Raw genomic sequence first — 21133 nt, forward strand, 5'->3', positions numbered from 1 at the left:
TCGAGCGTATCCCGTGCACGCCGTCCGCCCCGCGCCCGCGCGGCGCGGGTTCGGCGGGCCGCATACTGGAGAAGGGCATGGCAGAAATGGTGTTGTCCCAGGTCGCCAACGGACTGGTGCTGGGGTTTCTCTACGTGCTGCTCGCGATCGGACTGTCGATCATCTGCGGGCTGCTCGGCATCGTCAATTTCGCGCACGGCGCGCTGTTCGCGCTCGGCGCGTATTTCGCGATCGCGCTGTCGACGCAGTTCGGCTGGGCGGCCGTCGTGCTCGCGCCGCTGCTGGTCGCCGCGGTCGGCGTGCTGATCGAGGTGGTCTTCATCCGGCGGCTGTACGGCAAGGAGCCGCTGCTCAGCCTGATCGTCACGTTCGCGCTGTCGCTGCTGATCACCGCGCTGACGCGACTCGTGTGGGGCGCGGGCGGCCTGCCGTTCAGCCCGCCCGATGCGCTCGGCGGCCTGCTCGTCTACGGGCCGCTGCTGATCACGAAATACCGGCTGTTCGTGCTCGCCGCGACGGTCGCGATCCTCGTCGCGCTGTGGTGGTTCATGAACTACACGCCGTACGGGCGGATCCTGCGCGCCGGCAGCCGCGATCCGGAGATGGTCGGCCTGCTCGGCATCAACCTGCCGCGCGTGCTGACCGGCGCGTTCGCGCTCGGCGCGCTGCTCGCGGGCGCCGCCGGCGTGCTGGCTGCGCCGCTGCTCACGGTCACGCCGGGCATGGCGACCGCCGCGGTGATGCCCGCGTTCGTGATCGTCACGATCGGCGGCCTCGGCTCGTTCGCGGGCGCCGTGGTTGCGGGCCTGCTGGTCGGCATCGTGACCGCGCTGGCCGTGCAGTTCTTTCCCGAAGGCTCGTCGGTCGCGATGTACGTGCTGATGGCCGTCGTCCTGCTGGTACGCCCTCGCGGGCTGTTTGGCGAACGCTGGGAGCGCTTCGAATGAAACTCGGCCATCTGACCCGGCACCCGGTCGCGGTGCTGACCCTCTCGCTGATCGTCGTGTCGCTCGCGCTCACCGCGACCGGCACACCGCTCGAACGCGCGACGCAGATCGCGATCTACACGCTGTACGGGATGGGCGTGAACCTGCTCGTCGCCTATACGGGGCTCGTGCCGTTCGGCGCATCGGTGTTCTTCGGCACGGCCACCTATCTGGTCGCCGTGTCGCTGCTGCGCGTGCTCGGCAACGAGGTGCTCGCGCTCGCGGCCAGCGTGATCGTGACGACCGTGCTGGCCGCGCTGATCGGCGCGATCGTGTTGCGCCGGCGCGGGCTGTACTTCTCGCTGCTCACGCTCGCCTGCTCGCAGATCGCGTTCGAGATCGCGTTCAAGTGGACCGACGTGACCGGCGGCGAAAACGGCCTGCAGAACGTGCCGCGCCCGACCTTCCCGACGGCCACCGGCTTCCACGTGTTCGCGTGCGTGACGGTGATCGCCGTGGCCTGGCTGCTGTGGCGCATGGTGCACGCGCCGTTCGGGCGCGCGCTGCAGGCGTTGCGCGACAACGAGCAGCGCGCGGCGAGCCTCGGCTACGACACCTACCGGCTCAAGCTGCACGCCTTCGTGATCTCGGCGGCCGTGATCGGCTATGCGGGCGGCCTGCTGTGCCTGATGCTGCAGGGCGCGTATGCGAACAACCTGAGCTGGGAACACGCGGGCGACAGCCTGCTGATGACGGTGCTCGGCGGCGTCCACCAGTTTCTCGGGCCGCTATGGGGTGCAATCGCGTTCATCCTGCTCGAGGACAAGCTGAGCAGCCTCACCGAGCACTGGTGGCTGATCTTCGCGCCGATCGTCATCGCGTTCGCGTTCTTCTCGCCCGAAGGCATCCACGGCATCGTGCAGCGCGTGCTGCGGCGCTCGCGCTGGACACTCGTGCGCGACACGATTCCCGCGCGTCCCGACGTCATCGCACCGTATCGCGCAAGCCGCATCGACTCCGATCCCGCTACGCCGGTGCTGAGCGTGCGCGGCCTGTCGAAGCGGTTCGGCTCGCTGGTGACCGCCGACCGGATCGACCTCGACGTCCATCCGTACCGGCTGCACAGCTTCATCGGCCCGAACGGCGCGGGCAAGACCACCTTCTTCAACATGCTGACCGGCGTGCTGTCGCCGAGCGCCGGCACGATCACGTTCGACGGCCGCGACGTGACGAAGCTCGCGATGTTCCGGCGCGTGCGGCTCGGCATGAGCCGCTCGTTCCAGATCCTCAGTGTGTTCCGCAACCTGACCGTGTTCGAGAACGTGCGCGTCGCCGTGCAGGCCGCGCAGCACGATCGCCTCGGCCTGTGGCGCGACGCGCACACGCTCGACGAACAGAATGCGCAGACCTGGTCGCTGCTCGCGGCGGTCGGCCTCGTCGAGCGCGCGGCACACGCGTGCGAAAGCCTGTCGCACGGCGAGCAGCGCCTGCTCGAAATCGCGCTGTCGCTCGCGACGCGCGCACGACTGCTGCTGCTCGACGAGCCGCTCGCCGGTCTCGCCGAAGCCGATCGCGTGCGCGTCGCCGCGATCATTCGCGAGCTCGCGAACCATCACGCGGTGCTGCTGGTCGAGCATGACATCGACCGCGTGCTGACGATCTCCGATCGCGTCAGCGTGCTGCATCGCGGCCGGCTGATCGCGGACGGCTCGCCCGCCGAGGTCGCGCGCCACCCGGAAGTGATCGAAGCGTACCTCGGTCATGCGAAGGGCGAACGGCCGGTCGATGCACGGCTGGCCGCGCGCGACGACGAACGTCGCGTGCACGACGGCGCGGCGGCCGCGCGCCGGCCGCTGCTCCGTCTCGAGCGCGTGACGGCAGGTTACGCCGGCAACACGATCCTCGACGGCATCGACATCACGCTGCACGAAGGCGAAGTGGTCGCGATCCTCGGCCGCAACGGCGTCGGCAAGACGACGACACTACGCGCCGCGACCGGCGTCGCCGACGTCACGGCCGGGCGCATCACGTTCGACGGCCACGACATCACCGGCCGCCCCGCGCACGAGATCAACCGCCTCGGCCTCGCGATGGTGCCCGAGGGCCGCCGGCTGTTCCCGAACCTCACCGTCGCGGAAAACCTGCGACTCGCCGCGCGCAGGGGCGGCGCGAGCCTCGACGAGATGTTCGCACTGTTCCCGCGCCTCGCGACGCGCAAGGACGCGCGCGCCGAACACCTGTCGGGCGGCGAGCGGCAGATGGTGGCGATCGCGCGCGCGCTGATGGCGCCCGCGAAGGCGATCCTGCTCGACGAGCCGTTCGAAGGGCTCGCGCCCGCCGTCGTGCAGGAAGTGCTCGACGCGGTCGTGAAGCTGCGCGAGCGCGCGAGCGTGGTGATCGTCGAACACCAGGCCGACATGGTGCTGCCGATCGCCGACCGCGCGTACGTGCTCGTCAACGGCCGCGTCGCCCATGAAAGCAGCGCGGCCGCGCTCGAACAGGACGCGGCCACGCAGGCAAGACTGCTCGGCATCGTGCACGACGATGCCGGTTCAACCCTGGAGATGAAATCAGCATGACTTCCCCCCTGACCGCGCCCGTTCCCGTTTCGCTCGACGAAGGCCTGAGCGGCGCGACGCGCATCCACTTCATCGTCGGCGACCCGATTGCGCAGGTGCGTTCGCCGCAAGGCGTGACGGCCGCGCTGCGCGAAGCCGGGCGCGATGCGCTCGTGGTCCCTGCCCACGTCGCGCCGGACGATCTCGCGGCGTTCTTCGCGGGCGTGTCGCCGATGCGCAATGTCGACGGCGTGATCGTCACCGTCCCGCACAAGTTCAGCGCGGCCGCGTTCTGCACGAGCCTGTCCGACGAAGCTGCGTTCCTCGGCGCGGTGAACACGCTGCGCCGCACGGCCGACGGCGGCTGGCACGGCGGCATGTTCGACGGCACCGGCTTCGTCGCCGCGCTCGCCGATGCCGGCTGCGACCTGCGCGGGCAGCGCGCGCTGCTGGTCGGCGCGGGCGGCGCCGGTTCGGCGATCGGCCACGCGCTGGTGATGGCGGGCGCCGCGTCCATCGAGGTGCGCGACAACGACGCCGTGCGCGCCGGCGCACTCGTCGGACGGCTCGCCGCACTGCAGCGCGGCGCGGTGCGCATCGCCACCGAGGAGGTCGCGCCCGAGGCGTTCGACGTGATCGTCAATGCGTCGCCGATGGGCATGCGCGCGGACGATCCGCTGCCTGTCGACGTGTCGCGCGTGCCGGCCACCACGTTCGTCGGCGACGTCGTCACGAAGCCGCCGCTGACACCCTTCATCGAAGCGGCGCGCGCACGCGGCTGCCGCACCGTCACCGGCACGCAGATGTTCGCGCGCGTGTGCGACCGCATGGTCGCGTTCCTGACGGAATCCGCCGCATGAGCGCCTGCGCGATGCGCGCACGCCCGAGCCTGCCCGGACGCCGCGTGCGCCGCTGATCCGCTTTCGCTGTACGACGGCGGCGCGCCGCGCCGCCGTCCCCGTATCGCCACAACAATCAGGAGACACCCGATGAAACATCGTCGTACCGCCCCCCGCGCGCTCGCGGCCGGCGCCGCACTGCTCGCCGCCTCGCCTGCGTTCGCGCAGTCGAGCGTCACGCTCTATGGCGTCGTCGACAACGGCATCGCATACCAGAGCAGCCAGACGACGCTCGGCTCCGCCGCCGGCGGCCATGCGTCGGTGAAGATGGTGACCGGCGTATGGGCCGGCAGCCGCTTCGGCGTCAAGGGCTCGGAAGACCTCGGCGGCGGCACGAAGGCCGTGTTCGTGCTCGAATCGGGCCTCAACTCCGCAAACGGCGCGCAGCAGTACACCGACGCGATGTTCGGCCGCCAGGCGTGGGTCGGCTTCACGAACCCCGCGTATGGCTCGCTGACGTTCGGCCGCCAATACGCGTCGTATTACCAGCTCCTTTCACCGTACAGCCCGACCAACTGGCTGACCGGCTTCTTCGGCGCGCATCCCGGCGATATCGACGGACTCGACACGATCTATCGCGCCAACAACACGATCGAGTACACGTCGCCGAGGCTCTACGGTTTCACGTTCGGCGGCTCGTATTCGCTCGGCGGCGTCGCGGGCAGCATGAACGCCGGTTCGACCTGGACCACCGCGATCCAGTACGCGAACGGCCCGCTCGGGATGGCGGTCGGCTTTTCGCGGATCAACAACTCGACGCCCGGCGGCGGCGCGTTCGGCGCGAATTCGACGACGTCGAACAACGGCGCACAGGCGGGTGTGTCCGCGCTCACGAACGGCTATCAGACCGCGCAGGCGCAACAGCGCTTCGCGGTCGGCGCGAGCTATGCGTTCAACGATGCATGGGACGTGTCGGCGACCTATTCGAACGTGCAGTACATCCCGGGCGCCGGCTCGAAGTTCGCGCAGACGGCGATCTTCAATACCGGCGGCCTCGTGCTGCACTGGAAGCCGGGCACCGCGTGGGATCTCGGCGCGGGCTACAGCTTCACGCGCGCGACCAAGGCCAACGGCATCACGAACGCGGCGCAGTATCAGCAGTTCAACCTGTCGCAGTACTACGCGTTGTCGAAGCGCACCGGCCTCTATGCGCTCGAGGCGTACCAGCGTGCGAACGGCACCACGCTCGGCACGAACGGCAGCGGCCAGATCATCGCCGCGACCGCAACGCTCGGCGACGGCTTCAACTCGGCGCCGTCGTCGACGCGCAGCCAGTTCGCGGCTGGCGTCGGCATCGTGCACCGGTTCTGAACGACGCCGGCGGCTTCGTTCGTCGCTTTGACGCTTTGACGCCCGCGCATGCGGGCGTGTTCGTTTTGCGTCCCGCGACGGAACGCGGTCGGCCTGCCCGCATCGCACTTTTTTAGAACACTATTCCACTTTTAGATTTATTGGAATAACATTCCACAATCATCAAGACATCGTCCGCCGCGCGTCGAATCGGTACGCGCGGCGGCACGGAACGAAGGAGACGTGGACATGGGTGCGGTCGTCGAACGGCGCTGGGACGAAGAAGTGGATCTGCTGGTGTTTGGCGCCGGCGCGGCAGGCATGACCGCCGCGCTGGTCGCGGATCACGAGGGGCTGGCCGTCCTCGTGTGCGAAAAAACCGCTGCGGTGGGCGGCATCACGGCCACGTCGGGCGGCACGACGTGGGTGCCGGGCACGCGCCTGAGCGTCGATGCGGGCGTTCCCGACAGCGTCGACGATGCGCGGCGCTTTCTGCAGTCGGTGGTTGGCATGCGGGGCGGCGACGACGCGCGCGAAGCCTTTCTGCAAAGCGGTCCCGCGGCCATCGACGAACTCGCGCGCATCAGCGACGTGAAATTCGTCGCCGCCGCCGCGCATCCCGATTACGTGAACGGGCCCGGCGCCGCCTACGGCGGCCGCGCCCTCGTGCCCGCGCCGTTCGATGCGCGCGTGCTCGGCCGCGCATTCGCGCGCGTGCGGCCGCCGCGCAAGGAATTCATGGGGCTCGGCGGGATGATGGTCGCGCGCAGCGACCTGAACGCGCTGCTCGCGCCGTTCGCGTCGGTCGCGAACTTCACGCGCACGCTCGCCGTTGTCGGCCGCTATGCGCTCGACCGGCTGCGCTTTGCGCGCGGCACGCAGCTCGTGATGGGCAACGCGCTGGCCGCACGGCTTTACTACAGCCTGCTCAAGCGGCGTGTCGACGTGCGCTTCGACACGCCGCTGCTCGAACTCGTGCGCGAGAACGGCCGCGTCACCGGCGCGATCGTCGCGACGCCGGACGGCGGCCGCAGGCGGATCGGCGCGCGGCGCGGCGTGGTGCTCGCGACCGGCGGCATCACACGCCATCCGGCGCTGCGCCGGCAGTTGTTCCCGGCCGCCGCGCAGCCGCTGTCGCTGTCGCCGGACACCCATACCGGCGACGGCGTCGATCGCGCGCAGCGCGTCGGCGCACGCGTCGAGGACGGCGGCGACAGCGCCGGGCTGTGGATGCCGTGCTCGATCCGCCGTGCGGCGGGCACCGGCTCCGGCGGCGACAGCGTATGGCCGCATATCATCCTCGACCGCGCGAAGCCCGGCCTGATCGCGGTCAACCGCCGCGGCGAACGCTTCGTCAACGAGTCGAATTCGTACCACGACTTCGTGATGGGGATGCTGCGCGACGACGGCAACGGGCCGAGCGTGCCGGCCCACCTGATCGTCGACGACGCGTTCATCCACACGTACGGCCTCGGCCTGCTGATGCCTGCGCGCAGCGCAGCCCGCATCGCCGCGTTCGAACGCGCCGGCTACCTGGTGAAAGGCGCGACGCTGGCCGAGCTGGCCGCGAAGCTGCAGGTGGACGCCGGCGGTCTCGCGCGCACCGTCGAGACCTACAACCGTGACGCCGCCGACGGCAAGGACCCCGCGTTCCAGCGCGGCAGCAGCCCGATGAGCCGCTTCAACGGCGACCCGGCGCAACAGCCGAACCCGTGCATCCGGCCGATTGGCTCCGGGCCGTACTACGCGGTGACCGTATGGCCCGCCGACCTCGCGTGCAGCGCGGGCCTGAGCGGCACCGCGAACGGCGAGGTGCTAGATGACGCCGGGCGCGTGATCCCCGGCCTGTTCGCGTGCGGCAACGATCTCGCGTCGATCTTCCGCGGCACCTATCCCGGCCCCGGCACGACGCTCGGGCCGGCGATCGTGTTCGGCTGGCGCATCGCGAAATTCGCTGCGCATGGAGAGGTGGCGGCGGGCGGTCCTACGGCAAGCGGTTCTACGGCAGGCGACGCATCGCCCGCGGCGCCGCACCGGCCCGCGTGCGCCGACGCGCATGACTGACGAACCGGCGCGCACGGCCTGCCATAATGCGACGGCCGCCCCCGCCCCATCATCGAGGAGGAACCGCTGATGCAACGCATCGTCAACCGCCATTCGCTGAACCTGCCGAAACTGGGCCTCGGCACCTGGCCGATGCTCGGCGACACGTGTACGCGCGCCGTCGCAAGCGCGCTCGAATCCGGCTATCGGCATGTCGACACCGCCGCCGCATACGACAACGAAGCGGCAGTCGGCAATGCGATCGCCGCATCGGCCGTCCCGCGCGAGCAGATCCACGTGACCAGCAAGGTCTGGTGGGACCAGCTGAGCCCCGAACGCATGCGGCAATCGTTCGACAACACCTTGCGCGCGCTGCGCACCGACTACGTGGACCTGTTCCTGATCCACTGGCCGGCACCCGACTGGAATCTCGCGGAAACGATCGACACGCTCGTGTCGTTCAGGGAACAGGGCCGCGCCCGTGCGATCGGCGTCGCGAACTTTCCGCTCGCGCTGCTGCACGAAGTCGTCGACGTGATGCAGGCGCCGCTGGCCGCGATGCAGGTCGAATACCACGTGCTGCTCGGCCAGACCCGGCTGCTGCAGTTTGCCGAGCAGCACGACATGGCGCTGATCGCGTACAGCCCGCTCGCGCGCAACCGCGTGTCGACGATCCCGGAACTGCAGCGGATCGCCGACAAGCATCGCGTGCTGCCGACGCAGGTCGCGCTCAAATGGCTGCTCGACCAGCCGAATGTCGCCGCCGTGCCGAAGGCAGCCGGGAAGGACAATCAGCTCGCCAATCTCGCCTCGCTCGACATCGAACTGGACGACGACGATCGCGCGCTGATTGCCGGGCTGCCCAAGGATCAGCGGCTCGTGAGCCCGGCGTTCGCGCCGCAGTGGGATCCTGCCGCGTAACGCCGGCGCGCGTGTCGATCGCGGCGACAGCCGCAACGGCCGCGCGGACGCCCGCGCATCCCGCCCGCTCAGTGCTGCTGCACCGCCGGCCCCGCCGCGCGATCCTGCTCCGCCCCATCCGCCCGGCGGCCGCCGATCATGTACAGCGCGCCGGCCGCCGCGAGCGCCGGCATCGCGAGCAGGCTGAACACGTCGCCGAAGCGCCAGCCGAGCCCCATCAGCATTGCGCCGACGAACGCGCCGGCCACGCCGCCGATCCGGCCGATGCCGAGCATCCACGCGACGCCCGTCGCGCGGCAGCGCGTCGGATAGAGACTCGCCGCATACGCGGACATCGACGTCACCGCGCTCGTCACGACGGTGCCGCACAGGAAGATCAGCGTGCCGAGCCATGCGGCGTGCCCGATCGTGCGGCTCACCACGAGCACCAGCGCACCGGCCACGACGTACGCGCAGACGATCGTCCGGTTCGGATTGAAGCGATCCATCAGCCAGCCGGCGCACAGATTGCCGAGCACGCCGCCAAGCGGAAACAGCGACGTCATCAGCGCGCCGTGCTCGGTGTCGAAGCCTGCGTCGCGAAACAGCGTCGGCATCCAGTTGGTCAGCAGGTAGTAGATCAGCAGTCCCATGAAATAGGCTGCCCACAGCAGCAGCGTGCGCGTGCGGAACCGTGCCGACAGCACCTGCGCGAGCGCGGATGCCCCGCTCCCGCTACCCGTCTCCGCGCGCGCTCCGGCGGCGACGAACGTACAGCCGTCGAAACGCTCGTGCGGCGCGATCCGCGCGAGGATCCGCGCGATGCGCTCATGCGTGCCCTGCCGCACGGCCAGATACTGCGCGGACTCCGGCAGCAGCATGGCCAGCGCGATGGCCAGCACGATCGGACCGATCCCGCCTGCGCTCAGCACGCTCTGCCAGCCGAAGTGCGGAATCAGCCATGCCGACGTGATGCCGCCGACCGCGAGTCCGCACGAGAACCCGCAGAACATCGCGTTGACCGCGACGCCGCGAATCCGCGCCGGCGCATACTCGGACATCAGCGTGACCGCGTTCGGCATCGCCGCGCCCAGGCCCAGGCCGGTCAGGAAGCGAAATGCCGTCAGCGTGCCGATCGACTGCGCGTGCGCCGACACGAGGCTCCACGCGCCGAAGCATGCCACCGACAGCACCAGCACGGTCTTGCGGCCGAGCCGGTCCGCACAGGGGCCGGCGGCGAGCGCGCCGATGCCAAGCCCGGCCAGCGCCGCGCTCATCACCGGGCCGAGCGCGCTGCGCGCGATGCCCCAGTCCTGGACCAGCGCCGGCGCGATGAAGCCGATCGCGGCCGTGTCGTAGCCATCGGCGGCCACGACCAGAAAGCAGAGGATCAATATCAGCCACTGGCAGGGGGAAAAGCGTTCGGCGTCGATGAACGACTGCACGTCGAGCGTACGCTGGGGGGTTGTCATCGTCTGTCTCCTGTAGTCCGTGCGCGGCGCGTCTGCGTCGCTCGCGCACGGGTGTCTCCGTATTTCGTTATCCGTCGCGCGTCGGGATCGACCGCGACGCTCAGTCCGGCGCGGCTTGCGCAGCGCCGTATGCATGCCAGCCGCCGTCGACGTTCAGCACGGTGCCGGTGATGTAGCTCGCCGCGTCCGAGGCGAGGAACGCGATCGCGCGCGCGATCTCGTCCGGGTCCGCCAGCCGCCCGAGCGGCGTGCGTCGTTCGATCGCCGCGCGGTTCAACTGGCCGTTGCGCGCGAGCGTTTCGACCAGTTCGGTCGCCACGTAGCCGGGCGCGACCGCGTTGACGCGCACGCCAGCGCGCGCCCACTCGCATGCCATCGAGCGCGTCAGCGACGCGATCGCGGCCTTCGCGGCGCCGTACGCGTTGCGCGTCGGAATCCCGCCCTGGCCGGCGATCGAGCCGAGATTGACGATCGCGCCGGACCGGCGCGCGAGCATCACGCGCGCCGCTTCGCGGCTTGCGAGAAACGTGCCGCGCACATGCACGGCCAGCAGCCGGTCGAAGGCCGCCGCCGACTGCTCGAGCGTCGGCGCGTTCTGCTCGCCGATTCCCGCATTGTTGACCAGCACGTTGATCCGGCCGAAGCGCTCGGCGACGGTGCGCATCAACGCGGCCACGTCCTCCTCGCTGGCAACGTCGACGCGCACGCCGACGTGCCCGTCGCCAAGTTCCGCCGCCCGCCGCATCGCGCGCTCGCCGTCCAGGTCGGCGATCGCGACGCGATAGCCGTCGTCGGCGAGCCGCGTTGCGCAGGCCCAGCCGATGCCGTCCGCACCGCCCGTGACGATCGCCACACGCAGGTTGCTCATGTCGTCTCCTGTTTTTGTCGGTCGCGCGGTGGTCAGCGCGTCAGATACGCGAGGCTCGGAAAATCGACGCGACGCACGATGCGGCTTTCCTGCGCGACGATCAGATGGCCCGATGCCTGCAGATAGGCGGGCCATTCCGGGTCGGCGTCGCGCGCGGTGCGGCGCGCATCGTAATCCGCGATGCTGTCGTAGCCCCACAGGTGAACCACCTGGTTCAGCGCGCCGATGTCGCTCATGTAGAAGCCGACCGGCGGGCCGAGATACCTTACCTGGATCGGCATGGCGAGCCGGTCGAAGATCTCGAGGAATTCCGCCATCCCGCGCGGGCGGATCGTGTAGATGCGGTGGTCGATGAAGGCTTTCGAGTCAGGCATGGTGAACTCCGGAGTCAGGCCGTCGCGCGCGCGGCGGCGGCGTGCGTTTCGGCAACGGCGGGCGTCGGGTCGGCGATGCCGGCGATGTGGCGGGCGGTCAGGTACCCGAACGTCATGATCGGCCCGAGCGTGATGCCCGCGCCCGGATAGTTGCCGCCCATGATGCTGGCGCGGTCGTTGCCGACCGCGTAGAGCCCGGCGATCGGCCGGTCGTCGGCCGCCAGTACCTGCCCGGGCACGTTGGTGCGAATCCCGTCGAACGTGCCGAGATCGCCCATCAGCACCTTCAGCGCGTAGTACGGGCCGTCGCCGAGCGGCGCCACGCACGGGTTCGGATGATGGTCCGGGTCGCCGAGATAGCGGTTGAACGACGTCGTGCCGCGGCCGAACGCCGGGTCCTCGCCGCGTACGGCGCCTTCGTTGTAGCGGCGCACGGTGGCCGCGAGATTCGCTGCGTCGATGCCGGCCCGCTGCGCGAGTTCCGCGAGCGTGTCGCCCTTGACCAGATAGCCGTTGCGCAGTAGCGGCCCGAGCGGCACCGGCGCGGGCTTCGCGAAGCCGAGGCCGTACTTGCGGATCGTCGCGTGATCGCAGACGAGCCACATCGCGGTCTCGGCGTCGTCGCGGCACGCGTCGATCATCGCGGCGCCGACGTCGTGGTAAGAATTCGATTCGTTGGTGAAACGCGTGCCGCGCCGCGTGACGCCGATCACCCCGGGCTTGTAGCGGTCGAGCAGATGCGGAAACACGCCGAAGCGTCCGTCGCCGAACGGTACGCGCGACACCGGCATCCATGCGGCCGGCTGCGGATAGCGGATCTCGACGCGGCCGCCGACGCGCTCGGCCAGCTTCGCGCCGTCGCCGGTATTGCCGACCGGCACCGGCGACACGTGCTCGCCGCCGCGCGCGACGTGCGGATACGCGTGGGCAATGCGCGCCACGTCGTGCGAGAAGCCGCCGCATGCGAGCACGACCGCCCGCCGCGCAACGATGCCGGTCGGCACGCCTTCGACATCGACCGTCGCGCCGACGATCCGCCCGTCGCGCATCGTGAGCTCGCGCGCAGCGGCATTCGTGAGGATCGGGATGCCGAGGTCCAGAGCCGACTTGGCGAGCCGCGCGGCGAGCGCATTGCCGCTCGTGATCTGCACGCCGCGGCGATACAGTGCGAGATCCTTCAGATGCGACGCGAGCCGCTTCGTCACGTACCACGCCGACTTCAGCGAGCGCGTCGCATTGAAGAAATGCCGGAGGTCCGCGTTCGACGAATTGAACATCATGCCGATGAACGTGATGGTCTTCAGCGGCGGACGCAGGCGCTCGAGATCGCGCCCGAGGCCGCGCGCGTCGAACGGCGCGGCGACCACCGAGCGGCCGATGTCGACGCCGCCCGGCAGGTTCGGGTGATAGTCCGGATAGAGCGTCGGGACGAATTTCACGTCGGTTTCCCGTTCGAAGAAGTCGAGCATCGCCGGGCCGTGTTCGAGAAAGGCCTCGATCGCGTCGTCGTCGTAGAACGCGCCTGCTTCGCCGCGCAGATAGGTGCGTGCGGCCTCGCGCGTGTCGCGCACGCCGTTCGCCAACGCATGGCGATTGCCGGGAATCCACAGCACGCCGCCGGAAAAAGCCGTCGTGCCGCCGAAGCACGCTTCCTTCTCGACGACGATGACGTCGAGCCCCGCCTTGCGCGCGGTAATCGCGGTGGACAGGCCGCCTGCTCCCGATCCGATCACGAGCAGGTCGCAGGTGAGTTGGGTAGAGCGCTGCTGGTCGCTCATGGTGTTCTCCTCCTTCCGATGGCGGTGCCGCTCGACCGCGCCGCACGTTCGCGGGCGGCCTTGTGTGCGGCGCACGCCATGTCGTTGAATTACTTCGCGCCCGCTTCGTAGCCGGGCCGCGGAACCAGGTCCATCAGCATCGCGTCGAGGCCGCCGTCGACGACCAGCTCCGCACCGTTTACATAGCCCGCGCGCGGGCTGGCGAGAAACGCGACGACGTTCGCGATGTCGTCGGGACGCCCGATGCGCCGGCTGGCGGTCATCGCGCTGCGGCGCGCCTCGATGTCGCCGTCCGCATAGAACGACTCGGACAGCGGCGTGCGGATCATGCCGGGGCACACGGTATTGCTGCGGATCCCGCGCGGCCCCCATTCGGCCGCGAGCTGGCGCGCCAGCATCGCGACCGCCGCCTTGCTCGCGCTGTACGCGCCGCTGTGCGTCTGCGGATGGCGCGCCGCGATCGACGCGACGTGGACGATCGCTCCCGAGCCGCGCGCGAGCATCGCGCGGCCGAACGCCTGCGCGCACAGCATGTAGCCGGTGAGATTGACCTGCAGCATCGCATTCCACGCATCGAGGTCGATCGTCTCGATGCCGCCGGCGCGCAGCAGCCCCGCGTTGTTGACGAGCACGTCCGGTGCGCCGAGCTCGCGCTGCACGTGCTCGGCCGCCTGCGCGACGCTGGCGCGGTCGCCGATGTCGCATGCGATCGCAACGACGTCGCCGCCGCTGCCGCGCAGCCGTTCGGCCAGCGCGATCGTACGGTCCGCATCGCGGTCGAGCAGTGCGACGCGTGCGCCGGCCGCGACCAGCGTTTGCGCGATCGACGCGCCGATGCCGCCCGCCGCGCCCGTCACGACGCATACCTGCCGGCCGAGCTGAAGCCAGTCCGGCTGGTGATTGCCTGTCTCCGACATATGATTCGTGATCCTTTCTAATGAATGGCGATATATTCCGGTGCATCTCGTATGGAGGGTTCGGTCGCGGCTGCGATGCACATGGGCCGCGCCGGTGAGAAAAGTATAGAAGCGCGTCATGTGCGAAAACTGGACAAACGCATCAGGCAACAGGACAATTTGTACACAGGAGGCCAGCCGACATGAGGAGAATCCCTAACTACGATCTGTATGGCGAATCGGCCCGTCCGCCCTGGTACGACGCGTTCAACTTCGAATGGATCCCGGAGCGCAGCCGGCCCAACGACTGGCATATCGCCGCGCACCGGCACGATGCGCTATTGCAGATTTTGTACATTCGCGACGGCAGCGGGCATGTCGTGATCGAGAGCGAAAAGCACCCGTTCGCGCCGCCGTGCCTCGTGCTGCTGCCCGCGCAGACCGTGCATGCGTTCGAGTTCTCGCCGGAGATCGACGGCTTGGTGATCACCGTCGCGCAACGTGCGCCCGACGCACTGCTGAAGGTCGTCGCGCCCGGCGTGCTGCCGGTCCTGCAGCGCGCCGCGGTGATTCCGGTCCGGGGGCCGGACGCGAGCGTGTCGATGCTGATGCCGCTTTTCTCGCTGCTCGAACAGGAATTCCGCGGCGCGTCGCGCGGACGCGGCGCCGCCGGAATGGCGCTGCTGGTCGCGCTGCTCGTGCATGTCGCGCGCCTGAGCGATCTCGCGGCGGCGCCGCCGCATGCACTCACCGACCGGCGCGGCACGCTGCTGCGACGCTTTCACGAGCTGATCGCCGCGCACTTTCGCGAGCACCAGCCGGTCGAGTTCTACGCGGAGCGCCTCGGCGTGACCGCCGCGCAGCTCGCGCGCGTCTGCCGCGAGGAACTGGGCATCCCGACGACGGCCGTCATCAACGAACACCTGATTCGCGAAGCGCAGCGCGATCTCGTCTATTCGAACCTGAGCGTCAAGCAGATCGCGCACGAAATGGGCTTCGTCGACAGCGCGTACTTCAGCCGCTATTTCCGCAAGCAGACCGGGCTGACGCCGGGCGAGTTCCGCGCGTCCGCGCATCGCGACCTGATGCTGGCGCCGTAGCGAATCGGTCGACGCTGCGCTGCGGCGCGTCGCTCCTTGCGTCGCCGCCGCGCCTTCCCTGACCGCCCGCCCCGGCCGAACGCAGGCACAAGGCCCCCGCCGAATATTGTTCCCGCTACACTGCATCGATCCGTCCACGACAGTCGCGGCGCGCCATGCCTGCCTCCGTTCTGCCATTCGCCCTGCTGGCCAAGCAGCGGGAAATCGAGTCGCTCCGCCGGCTGGCCGGGCGGATCGAACTGATCGACCTGCTCGGCCGCCTGATCCACGCGCTGCAGCGCGAACGTGGTGCAACGAGCCTCTATCTCGCCTCGCGCGGCACGCGCTTTCCCACCGAACGTGCAGCCGCGCGCCGCGACGGTGCACCGCTGCTGGCCCGTTTGCGCACGCGGCTGGACCGCGAGCTGGCGCCCGCCAGCCACGCGACGTCGCAGATCCTGTCGTCGATCGCGTGGGCGCTGATCGACCTGGAGTCGCTGGACACGCTGCGCGAACGGGTCGACGCGCTTGCGGTGTCCGCGCCGGAATCGGTGAAGGCCTTCAGCACCGTGATCGGCAGCCTGATGGAGCTGATCTTCCAGCTCGCCGACGGCGCGCCCGACCCGTCGATCTCCAGCATGCTGGTCGCGCTCGTCCATATCGTGCAGGGCAAGGAAGAAGCCGGTCAGGAGCGCGCGGTTGGCGCGCACATGTTCGCGGCCGGCGGCTTTTCGGCGGACCAGCAGGAGCGCCTGTCGTACCTGTGCGACGCGCAGGCGCGCAGCCTCGAAGTCTTTGCGAACTTCGCGAATGCCGAGCATGACGAATGGTGGCGGCTGCGTTCGACGCAACCCGGCACTGCGACGTTCGAACAATTGCGGCGCACGCTCTGCACGGCTGCTGTCGGCGACGCGCTCGACGCCGGCCTGAGCGAAGCCTGGTTCGACGCGGCCAGCGCGCGAATCGACGATCTCTGGCATCTGCAGATCGCGCTGACGCTGCATGTCCGACGTGCCTGCGACGAACGGATCGACGCCGCGCGGCAGACGCTGCGCGATTCCGAATGCCTGATGGCGCAATTGCGCGACAATCCGCCGCCGCACGCACGGGCGCTCGAGCACTTCTTCTCGGACGGCGGGCCCGTCGACGGAACGGCCGTCCACGTGCTGCCGGAACGGTTGACGAGCGCGACCCCGTCGACGCTCGCGCGCCTCAGGTCCTTGCTCGAATCGCAGTCGGCCACGCTGGCCGGCGCGGAAGTCGAACTGGATGCGGCACGGCGCACGCTGTTCGAACGCAGGCTCGTCCAGCGCGCAAAGACGATGCTCATGGCGCGCTTCGGGATGCGCGAGGACGCTGCGTACCGGACGCTGCAGAAAGCATCGATGGACCGCAATCGGCCGCTCGCCGAAATTGCGGAAGCCGCGCTCGCGGCACCCGAGGCATTCGCCGGAACGGCGGCCACGACCACGGTCACGGCCGCGCGACGCATGCGCCGACACGCGCCCGACACGCCGGACGACGACGCCCCGCACTGATCGCGCGGCGCGCACCGGCACGGCGCGCATTCAGGACACCGACAGTGCAGCCTGCACCGCGCGGGTGCGGCACGCCGATGCACCGCAGGCCGTCGTGCCGGCACGAACGCGTGCAGCCGCCCGCGGCGCGCATCCTGTCGAACTGGTATGGAACTTGCGCTATCCATGGCGTCGGGCTAAAGGCGGCCCGGTACGCGCGCCGTGCTGCTGCACGGCGACCGATCACGTGGATAACGACGTCCGCGCAACGCACCCGCACATCGTGGCGGGGGCGTTGCGCGGATTTTTTTTGTCCCATTTTACGAGTGCATATCCATGGCATACCTCGCTCCTGCAGAGTTCGTCGCGAAGATGGTCGACGCCGGCGAATCGAAACTCTCGATGTCGACCCGCGATACGCTCATCCGCGCCTATATGGCTGGCGCGATCCTCGCGCTGTCCGCCGCGTTCGCGGTCAGCATCACGGTCAACACCGGCAATCCGCTGGTGGGCTCGCTGCTGTTTCCGGTCGGCTTCTGCATGTTGTATCTGCTGGGCTTCGACCTGCTGACCGGCGTCTTCACGCTCGCGCCGCTCGCCGTGCTCGACGGCCGCCCGGGCGCGACCTGGAGCGGCGTATTGCGCAACTGGGCGCTGGTGTTCTGCGGCAACTTCGCGGGTGCGCTGACGGTGGCCGTGTTCATGGCCGTGATTTTCACGTTCGGGTTCTCGGAGGCGCCGAACCTGATCGGCCAGAAGATCGGCGGCATCGGCGAAGCACGCACGCTCGGCTACGCGGCACACGGCGCGGCCGGCATGCTCACGCTGTTCGTGCGCGGCATCATGTGCAACTGGATGGTGTCGACCGGCGTGGTGGCGGCGATGATGTCGACTTCCGTGTCGGGCAAGGTGATCGCGATGTGGATGCCGATCCTCGTGTTCTTCTACATGGGCTTCGAGCATTCGGTGGTGAACATGTTCCTGTTTCCGTCGGGCCTGATGCTCGGCGGCCACTTCACGCTGCTCGACTATCTGCTGTGGAACGAAATTCCGACGGTACTGGGCAACCTCGTCGGCGGGCTGACCTTCGTCGGCGCGACGCTGTACAGCACGCACTACAAGACCGCGCCCAAGCGCCGGCCGTCGGCCAGCATCGCCACGCGCGAAGCCTGACTGACTCGCCGAGCGACTGACTGACTGACCGGCCGGCCGGGACGGGCGCCCGCCCGCTCCCCGGCCGCCGCGCGCGGCGCCCTCGCCGTGGCGGGGGCCGCATCGCGGCGCCGGCGCGTGTCGCTTGCTGCCGGGTTGCGGACGCATGACCGAAAGTCGGCGCCGCCGGTTTCTCTACACTGGATCGCACGCCCGACCTGCCCGGTATCGCCCGCGGCGTGCGCCGTCACGTCCTTCGACGCGACTCGCACGCGCGCGCCGCCGCGTTGCGCCCGCCTCTGCCGGACGGCCTTCGCCCATCGCCCGACCGGTCGGCCCCGACACCCTCCAGGAGAGTTCATTGAGTCCGTCGCAAGCGCGCCCCGCGAAAAAACGATCTTCGCGCCCGTCCCTTACCCTGGACGACATCACGATCGTCGACCACGCCGTCCTCAAGCGTGCAGTGGGTGCAATGGCGTTCGGCAACGCAATGGAATGGTTCGACTTCGGCGTCTACAGCTACATCGCCGTCACGCTCGGCAAGGTGTTCTTCCCGTCCAGCAGCCCGTCCGCGCAGCTGCTGGCCACCTTCGGCACCTTCGCGGCCGCGTTCCTCGTGCGCCCGCTCGGCGGCATGGTGTTCGGCCCGCTCGGCGACCGCATCGGCCGCCAGCGCGTGCTCGCGATGACGATGATCATGATGGCCGTCGGCACCTTTGCGATCGGCCTGATCCCGAGCTACGCGTCGATCGGCATCATGGCGCCCGTGCTGCTGCTGGTCGCCCGCCTCGTGCAGGGTTTCTCGACCGGCGGCGAATACGGCGGCGCCGCGACCTTCATCGCCGAATTCTCGCCCGACAAGCGCCGCGGCTTCATGGGCAGCTTCCTCGAATTCGGCACGCTGACCGGCTACATCCTCGGCGCGGGCACGGTCGCGGTGCTTACCGCGTCGCTCTCGCAGGAAGCGCTGCTGTCGTGGGGCTGGCGCGTGCCGTTCTTCATCGCCGGGCCGCTCGGGCTCGTGGGCCTGTACGTGCGAATGAAGCTGGAGGAAACGCCGGCGTTCAAAAAGGAAATCGATGCGCGCGAGGGCAACGCCAATCCGCAGCCGCGGCATACGCTTGTCGAACTGCTTGCCGAGCAGTGGAAGCCGCTGCTGCAATGTGTCGGCCTCGTGCTGATCTTCAACGTCACCGACTACATGGCGCTGTCGTATCTGCCGAGCTACCTGTCGGCGACGCTGCACGTCGAGGAATCGCACGGCCTGTTCCTGGTGCTGCTCGTGATGGTGCTGATGATGCCGATGACGCTCTATGCCGGCCACCTGTCGGACCGGATCGGCCGCAAGCGCGTGATGATGTTCGGCTGCGCGGGGCTGCTGGTGCTGTCGGTGCCGGCCTTGATGCTGATCCGCACCGGCGGAATGCTGCCGGTGTTCGGCGGCATGCTGATCTACGGCACCTTGCTGTCGACTTTCACCGGCGTGATGCCGTCCGCGCTGCCGGCGCTGTTCCCGACGAAGATCCGTTACGGCGCGCTGGCGATCGGCTTCAACGTGTCGGTATCGCTGTTCGGCGGCACGACGCCGCTCGTGACCGCATGGCTCGTCGATGCAACCGGCGACCTGATGATGCCCGCGTACTACCTGATGGGCGCGTCGTTCATCGGCATCGTGTCGGTGCTGGCGCTGCGCGAGACGGCGCGCCAGCCGCTGCCCGGGTCCGGGCCGTGCGTATCGAGCCGGGCCGAAGCACTCGCGCTGATGCGCGGACAGGCCGACGACGTCCGCGTTCCGGATCGCAGGCTCGCGCGGCTCGGCAAGCGCGCCTGATCGGACATCATGCGCCGTTCGCGCGTCAGCTCGCGCGCGAACGGATGGAATCCGCCTGTCGCGTGACGGGCGCCGCGCGCGTCTGCCGGCACAGCAGCGGCGTGACGACACCGATCGCGGGTACGACGACGTATCACGCACGACACCGCTTCGCTTCGTCGGCCTGCGTCCGGAACCAGCGCGTGATAAATTGCCCGGGCAGCCTTCGCGTCTTCGAGCCCGGGAAAGCCGAACGCGGTCCGCAACATCCTCTGACGAGTCGTGTCGCCGCGCATGCGGACAGACTCGCGCACCTTCACGATTCTGCAAATTTTCTCGGGTATCGACGAAGATCGACCGACGCGGCGCGCTGCCTGCGGTCGATGTCTGTCGAACGCAGGTTCGGGCCGGCCATTTCGCCGCGTCCGACTAACCGAGACCCTCATGCCCAGGAAAAAATCCAGCATCTGGTCGAGCTCTTTCGACCTGTTGTCGAAAGTGGCGGGCGTACCTTCCGCCAAGAAGGCCGCGAAGTCGCGCTCGTCCCCGGCACGCGCCGCCAAGGCGCAAGCCGCCGCGAAGCGCAACGCGAAGGCGCCGGCGGGCCGCGCCTCGTCGGGCAAGCTGCCCGGCACCTGGCTGCGTTCATTTCACTCGGCACGCCCGACAGCCGGTCGCTTCGTCAATCATCTCGCGTATGCGCTGTACCTGCCCGCCGCGCCGGCGACGACGGTCGGCCTGCCCGCCGTCGTCATGCTGCACGGCTGCAAGCAGAGCGCGGAATCGTTCGCCGCCGGCACGCGCATTTGCCGTCTCGCGGAACGCGCCGGGTTCGTCGTCGTGCTTCCCGAACAGGCCAAGACCGCACATGCGCACCGCTGCTGGAACTGGCATGGCGATGAATCGCATTCCGAAGTACCGGCCGTCGCGTCGCTCGTCGAGGCGCTGGTACGACAGTACGGCCTCGACCGCGAGCGCATCTACCTGGCCGGCATTTCCGCGGGCGCGGGGCTCGCCGCCGGGCTCGTCGTGGAGCATCCCGAGTTGTTCGCGGCTGTCGGGCTGCACTCCGGCCCGGCGATCGCCGCGCCGTCGTCGACGCTCGCCGCGATGAGCCTGATGCGTCGCGGCACGCGCGACGACCCGGTGCGCGTGATCGACGAGCACGTCGACATCGCGACTTATCCGGGCATGCCGGCCCTGATCGTGCATGGCGAATTCGATGCGGTGGTCGCAAAGCAGAATGCCGTGCAACTCGGTATCGAGTTCGCGCGGCTCAACCGGCTCATCGACGCGCAAGGCGAACTGCGCATCGGCGAACAGCGCACGTACAGCCAGGGCGGCGCCGACTATACCGACTATCTCGGCGCAGGGCGGCTGGTCGTGCGCGTATGCATCGTGCACGGGCTGACACACGCATGGAGCGGCGGCGACCCGCGCGAGGCATTCCATTCCGCGAAGGGGCCGGACGCCACGTCGATGTTCTGGAATTTCTTTCGACGTCAGCGTCGCAAGCGGCGGCGATAAGACCTTCCATTGATGTCGGTCGCGAACGCCGCCGGCGCCCGCCC

The 21133-nt window shown here is 69.2% G+C and carries 16 protein-coding genes; 11 read left to right on the forward strand and 5 right to left on the reverse strand.

Annotated elements, in window-relative coordinates; translation table 11 throughout:
• Positions 1 to 77 precede the first annotated feature (77 nt).
• The 6 genes from WS57_RS17470 (at position 78) to WS57_RS17495 (ending at position 8637) form a co-directional block, all read left to right on the forward strand.
• Positions 78 to 947 carry a branched-chain amino acid ABC transporter permease gene (locus tag WS57_RS17470; protein WP_059605439.1) on the forward strand — a complete coding sequence of 290 codons (870 nt, stop codon included), beginning with the start codon at positions 78 to 80 and terminating at the stop codon, positions 945 to 947.
• Positions 944 to 3505 carry a branched-chain amino acid ABC transporter ATP-binding protein/permease gene (locus tag WS57_RS17475; protein ID WP_069244615.1) on the forward strand — a complete coding sequence of 854 codons (2562 nt, stop codon included), beginning with the start codon at positions 944 to 946 and terminating at the stop codon, positions 3503 to 3505. Before WS57_RS17470 ends, WS57_RS17475 begins: the two co-directional genes overlap by 4 nt.
• Positions 3502 to 4344, forward strand: coding sequence for a shikimate dehydrogenase family protein (locus WS57_RS17480; protein ID WP_069244616.1), 843 nt, complete (start codon positions 3502 to 3504; stop codon positions 4342 to 4344). Before WS57_RS17475 ends, WS57_RS17480 begins: the two co-directional genes overlap by 4 nt.
• A 129-nt stretch (positions 4345 to 4473) precedes the next feature.
• Entirely contained in the window at positions 4474 to 5694 is a 1221-nt protein-coding gene (locus tag WS57_RS17485) for a porin (protein ID WP_069244617.1), read from the forward strand.
• A gap of 228 nt (positions 5695 to 5922) precedes the next feature.
• Positions 5923 to 7737, forward strand: coding sequence for an FAD-binding protein (locus WS57_RS17490; protein ID WP_059513839.1), 1815 nt, complete (start codon positions 5923 to 5925; stop codon positions 7735 to 7737).
• Positions 7738 to 7806: 69 nt separating this feature from the next.
• Positions 7807 to 8637 (forward strand): aldo/keto reductase, encoded by an 831-nt coding sequence (locus WS57_RS17495; protein WP_059513837.1) that lies wholly within the window; start codon positions 7807 to 7809, stop codon positions 8635 to 8637.
• Positions 8638 to 8705: 68 nt separating this feature from the next.
• Here WS57_RS17495 and WS57_RS17500 read toward each other — a convergent pair whose 3' ends face one another.
• The 5 genes from WS57_RS17500 to WS57_RS17520 form a co-directional block, all read right to left on the reverse strand.
• Positions 8706 to 10088 (reverse strand): MFS transporter, encoded by a 1383-nt coding sequence (locus WS57_RS17500; protein ID WP_069244618.1) that lies wholly within the window; start codon positions 10086 to 10088, stop codon positions 8706 to 8708.
• Positions 10089 to 10188: 100 nt separating this feature from the next.
• Complete coding sequence (locus WS57_RS17505) at positions 10189 to 10956, reverse strand: glucose 1-dehydrogenase (RefSeq protein WP_059513831.1); 768 nt, start codon at positions 10954 to 10956, stop codon at positions 10189 to 10191.
• 32 nt (positions 10957 to 10988) lie between these two features.
• Complete coding sequence (locus tag WS57_RS17510; RefSeq protein ID WP_009694882.1) at positions 10989 to 11330, reverse strand: NIPSNAP family protein; 342 nt, start codon at positions 11328 to 11330, stop codon at positions 10989 to 10991.
• 14 nt (positions 11331 to 11344) lie between these two features.
• Positions 11345 to 13108: an FAD-dependent oxidoreductase gene (locus tag WS57_RS17515; RefSeq protein WP_069244619.1), complete on the reverse strand. Its 1764-nt coding sequence runs from the start codon at positions 13106 to 13108 to the stop codon at positions 11345 to 11347.
• A gap of 89 nt (positions 13109 to 13197) precedes the next feature.
• Positions 13198 to 14025, reverse strand: coding sequence for an SDR family NAD(P)-dependent oxidoreductase (locus WS57_RS17520; protein WP_060297338.1), 828 nt, complete (start codon positions 14023 to 14025; stop codon positions 13198 to 13200).
• A gap of 182 nt (positions 14026 to 14207) precedes the next feature.
• On the opposite strand from WS57_RS17520, the gene WS57_RS17525 reads away from it, so the two are divergent.
• From WS57_RS17525 to WS57_RS17545, 5 genes are all read left to right on the forward strand, one after another.
• The gene (locus WS57_RS17525) at positions 14208 to 15104 is read left to right on the forward strand and encodes a helix-turn-helix domain-containing protein (RefSeq protein WP_060297333.1); all 897 of its coding nucleotides are present in this window, start codon (positions 14208 to 14210) and stop codon (positions 15102 to 15104) included.
• Positions 15105 to 15259: 155 nt separating this feature from the next.
• Complete coding sequence (locus WS57_RS17530) at positions 15260 to 16621, forward strand: nitrate regulatory protein (protein WP_069244620.1); 1362 nt, start codon at positions 15260 to 15262, stop codon at positions 16619 to 16621.
• Positions 16622 to 16936: 315 nt separating this feature from the next.
• Positions 16937 to 17773, forward strand: a complete 837-nt coding sequence (locus WS57_RS17535; RefSeq protein WP_069244621.1) for a formate/nitrite transporter family protein — start codon at positions 16937 to 16939, stop codon at positions 17771 to 17773.
• A gap of 340 nt (positions 17774 to 18113) precedes the next feature.
• A complete protein-coding gene (gene proP, locus WS57_RS17540) occupies positions 18114 to 19583 on the forward strand; it encodes a glycine betaine/L-proline transporter ProP (RefSeq protein WP_069244622.1) in 1470 nt (489 codons plus the stop codon).
• A 423-nt stretch (positions 19584 to 20006) separates the two neighbouring features.
• Positions 20007 to 21089: a PHB depolymerase family esterase gene (locus WS57_RS17545; protein ID WP_069244623.1), complete on the forward strand. Its 1083-nt coding sequence runs from the start codon at positions 20007 to 20009 to the stop codon at positions 21087 to 21089.
• Positions 21090 to 21133 lie beyond the last annotated feature (44 nt).

Source organism: Burkholderia pseudomultivorans (assembly GCF_001718415.1).
Lineage (GTDB): Bacteria > Pseudomonadota > Gammaproteobacteria > Burkholderiales > Burkholderiaceae > Burkholderia > Burkholderia pseudomultivorans_A.

Excerpts from the sequence above, each read along its gene's own strand:
- WS57_RS17475 (WP_069244615.1), top strand. The coding sequence starts at position 944 with ATGAAACTCGGCCATCTGACCCGGCACCCGGTCGCGGTGCTGACCCTC.
- WS57_RS17480 (WP_069244616.1), top strand. The coding sequence starts at position 3,502 with ATGACTTCCCCCCTGACCGCGCCCGTTCCCGTTTCGCTCGACGAAGGC.
- WS57_RS17530 (WP_069244620.1), top strand. The coding sequence starts at position 15,260 with ATGCCTGCCTCCGTTCTGCCATTCGCCCTGCTGGCCAAGCAGCGGGAA.
- WS57_RS17500 (WP_069244618.1), bottom strand. The coding sequence starts at position 10,088 with ATGACAACCCCCCAGCGTACGCTCGACGTGCAGTCGTTCATCGACGCC.
- WS57_RS17485 (WP_069244617.1), top strand. The coding sequence starts at position 4,474 with ATGAAACATCGTCGTACCGCCCCCCGCGCGCTCGCGGCCGGCGCCGCA.
- WS57_RS17535 (WP_069244621.1), top strand. The coding sequence starts at position 16,937 with ATGGCATACCTCGCTCCTGCAGAGTTCGTCGCGAAGATGGTCGACGCC.
- WS57_RS17525 (WP_060297333.1), top strand. The coding sequence starts at position 14,208 with ATGAGGAGAATCCCTAACTACGATCTGTATGGCGAATCGGCCCGTCCG.
- WS57_RS17505 (WP_059513831.1), bottom strand. The coding sequence starts at position 10,956 with ATGAGCAACCTGCGTGTGGCGATCGTCACGGGCGGTGCGGACGGCATC.
- WS57_RS17470 (WP_059605439.1), top strand. The coding sequence starts at position 78 with ATGGCAGAAATGGTGTTGTCCCAGGTCGCCAACGGACTGGTGCTGGGG.
- WS57_RS17495 (WP_059513837.1), top strand. The coding sequence starts at position 7,807 with ATGCAACGCATCGTCAACCGCCATTCGCTGAACCTGCCGAAACTGGGC.
- WS57_RS17520 (WP_060297338.1), bottom strand. The coding sequence starts at position 14,025 with ATGTCGGAGACAGGCAATCACCAGCCGGACTGGCTTCAGCTCGGCCGG.
- WS57_RS17515 (WP_069244619.1), bottom strand. The coding sequence starts at position 13,108 with ATGAGCGACCAGCAGCGCTCTACCCAACTCACCTGCGACCTGCTCGTG.
- WS57_RS17545 (WP_069244623.1), top strand. The coding sequence starts at position 20,007 with ATGCCCAGGAAAAAATCCAGCATCTGGTCGAGCTCTTTCGACCTGTTG.
- WS57_RS17510 (WP_009694882.1), bottom strand. The coding sequence starts at position 11,330 with ATGCCTGACTCGAAAGCCTTCATCGACCACCGCATCTACACGATCCGC.
- WS57_RS17490 (WP_059513839.1), top strand. The coding sequence starts at position 5,923 with ATGGGTGCGGTCGTCGAACGGCGCTGGGACGAAGAAGTGGATCTGCTG.